Source organism: Pseudonocardia sp. D17, assembly GCF_036984265.1.
In the GTDB taxonomy this organism is placed as follows: Bacteria; Actinomycetota; Actinomycetes; order Mycobacteriales; family Pseudonocardiaceae; genus Pseudonocardia; species Pseudonocardia benzenivorans.
Genome location: NZ_BPRG01000089.1, coordinates 1 through 775, shown reverse-complemented (window position 1 = coordinate 775; position 775 = coordinate 1). Strand labels below are relative to the sequence as shown.

Here is a 775-nt window from a genome sequence, read left to right as displayed (position 1 = left end):
TCCTGTGGCTCCTGCCGCTGCAGCAGTTCGCCTACCGCCAGCTCATGTACGCCGTCCTCATCCAGTCGGTGTCGGCGGCGCTCACCGGCATCCGGCTGGGCTGGCAGAAGCTGCGCCGCATCGGTCGCTTCGAGAACGTCCCGCCGCAGGACCGCGACCGCGCGCTGTCCGCGCCCGCCGCGCACGCGTCGCCGGACCCTGCTGCCGTGGACCCGGAGGCCCCGTCGCCGGCACCCGCTGCGCACGCCCCGAGATCCCCACATCCGGCGCAGGTACCTGTGTCCGCACGCGCCGGGCAGGTGCCTGTTCCGAGGCGTCCGATGCCCGGTCCCTCCGCGCCCGAGCCGCGGCGTCAGGTCGCATCCACGCCCGGCCCGACGCCGGTCCGCGCCACGCGCGTCGCCGCGCCGCCCGTTCCTGCGCCGCCCGTTCCTGCGGCTCGCGTCCCTGCGGCTCCCGTCCCCACGCCACGTGTTCCGGTGGCGCCCGAGCCGCCGCTGCGACGGCCCCCGCCCGCGCGCCTCCCCCGTCCGCGCCACGACGCCGGCGAACCGCTCACCGTCGCGATGCCCATCGTGGCGCCGTCGCCGGGCGAGCCGCCCACGACGCAGCTGCCGTCGGTCACGCCGCGCCCTGACGTCGCCGGCGGCGGTGCCGGGACCGGCGACCGCGGTCTGCCCCGACCCCGGCGGGCCACCCCCGCACGACCGCGCTAGTGCCTCGATCGAGAACGTTGGCGTTGTAACCCGGCTGCGGTGATCGGCTGAGAGGCTGT

At 77.2% G+C, this 775-nt stretch carries 1 pseudogene; it reads left to right on the top strand.

Annotation, left to right across the window (positions count from 1 at the left end):
- Window positions 1-716: pseudogene (locus PSD17_RS16265) on the top strand (bi-functional transferase/deacetylase); the annotation flags it as partial.
- Window positions 717-775: the final 59 nt, after the last annotated feature.